Here is a 1,870-nt window from a genome sequence, read left to right on the forward strand (position 1 = left end):
TAAAATGTAGGATTTAATCTGCGGCAGGATTGCGACAGGAGAGAATTATAATTTGACGCATGACAGTAAAAGAAAAGGGCAAAGAAGAAACATTATAAAATTTACATTTACTTTCGTGCTAATTTGATTTATAATATTAGCACGAAAGGAAGTGAAGCCATGACTCAGACAGAACAGATTAGAAATCTGCTTGCAGACAATGACGGAATGATTCGTACATCGCAGGTAACAGATGCAGGAATTACCAAAACAGTATTTTATCAATATGTAAAAGACAATGATATGGAGCAGATTTCTCATGGAGTCTATGCCACAAAAGATACTTGGACGGATGCAATGTATTTGGTGCATCTGCGCTGTAAGCAGGCAGTCTTTTCACACGAAACAGCACTTTTTCTGCATGACCTTACAGACAGAGAACCAATGGAATATGAAATTACGGTAAAGACCGGATACAATCCCTCAAAATTAAAAGAGGACGGAATCAAGGTATACACAGTAAAAAAGGAGCTGCATGGAGAAGGTATTATTATGATGCAGACACCATTCGGGCATTTGGTTCCTGTCTATAACACGGAGAGAACGATTTGTGACATTATCAGGAATCGTAATAATACGGAAATGCAGACCTTTCAAAGTGCATTAAAACAATATGCAAAGCGGAAGGACAAGAATTTGCGACTGCTGATGCAGTATGCGTCAAAATTCCATGTGGATAAAATACTAAAACAATATTTGGAGGTACTGTTATGATAAAGACAGCAACACAGCTCAAGGATTTAATCCGTAACCTGTCAAAGAAGAAATCTGCGGATGCACAGATTTTAATGAGAAATTACATGATGGAGCGTTTCTTGGAGCGAATATCCGTATCAAAGTATCAGGATAAATTCATCTTAAAAGGTGGTATGCTGGTAGCTGCAATGGTGGGACTGGATGCACGTGCCACGATGGACATTGATGCCACAATCAAGGGAGCAGATGTAAATGTGGAAGCGGTAGAGAATATTATCGCAGAAATTGTATCGGTTCCGTTGGAGGATGGTGTGACATTCCGTATCAAGCAGATTTCAGAGATTATGGATGAAGCAGACTATCCGGGTGTGAGAGTCAGCATGGAAACCGAGTTTGACGGAGTAAGAACACCGTTAAAGATTGATATTTCCACTGGAGATGTCATTACGCCAAAGGAGATACAGTATCGCTTCAAGCTGATGTTAGAGGACCGTTCCATTGAGGTGTGGGCGTATAATTTGGAAACGGTTATGGCTGAAAAACTGGAAACAGTGATTTCAAGGAATATTACCAATACCCGTATGAGAGATTTTTATGATATTCACATTCTGCTGAGCCTTTATGGAAATACTCTTGATACAAAGGTTTTGGGAGAAGCATTACAGGCAACAGCAAGAAAAAGAGAAACGGAATATCATCTGAAAGATGCACAGGAAATCTTTGATGAAGTGCAGAGTGACTTAGGGTTAGAGAAGCTGTGGAAGTCTTATCAGAAAAAGTTTTCCTATGCGGCAGATATATCTTGGGAAACGGTCATGGAATCGGTTAGAGAGCTTTACCGTATGAGTAAAGCGTAAGAAACAACGAAAAATATATAGTATGTATGCAGAAAGACAATCAGAAATGGTTGTCTTTTTTTGCGTGGAAAGAAAGGAAAAAATATGGCAGACAACAGAACGGAACAGCAGAGAGTAAAAGAAATAACGGACAAGCTGGAGGAAGGCTTAAAGGAGCTTTTTGAGAGTGAAAAATACAAAAGTTATCTTAACACCATGTCAAAATTTCATAATTACAGCTGGTAGTGTAAAATAGTTTGTGTTTTTGGTAAGAAATGGCTCCTTTTTGGTAAGAATTC

3 protein-coding genes are annotated in these 1,870 nt (G+C 38.8%); all 3 read left to right on the plus strand.

What is annotated here, in order from left to right:
- Positions 1 to 159 precede the first annotated feature (159 nt).
- The 3 genes from ASU35_RS04545 to ASU35_RS19135 all read left to right on the plus strand — a co-directional run bounded on the left by ASU35_RS04545 (position 160) and on the right by ASU35_RS19135 (position 1,817).
- Positions 160 to 753, plus strand: coding sequence for a type IV toxin-antitoxin system AbiEi family antitoxin domain-containing protein (locus ASU35_RS04545; protein WP_058351874.1), 594 nt, complete (start codon positions 160 to 162; stop codon positions 751 to 753).
- On the plus strand, positions 750 to 1,592 hold the full coding sequence (locus ASU35_RS04550) for a nucleotidyl transferase AbiEii/AbiGii toxin family protein (protein ID WP_058351875.1): 843 nt from the start codon (positions 750 to 752) through the stop codon (positions 1,590 to 1,592). Before ASU35_RS04545 ends, ASU35_RS04550 begins: the two co-directional genes overlap by 4 nt.
- A gap of 84 nt (positions 1,593 to 1,676) precedes the next feature.
- The gene (locus ASU35_RS19135; protein WP_156059351.1) at positions 1,677 to 1,817 is read left to right on the plus strand and encodes a hypothetical protein; all 141 of its coding nucleotides are present in this window, start codon (positions 1,677 to 1,679) and stop codon (positions 1,815 to 1,817) included.
- Positions 1,818 to 1,870 lie beyond the last annotated feature (53 nt).

It is taken from the genome of Acetivibrio ethanolgignens, assembly GCF_001461035.1.
Lineage (GTDB): Bacteria > Bacillota > Clostridia > Lachnospirales > Lachnospiraceae > Velocimicrobium > Velocimicrobium ethanolgignens.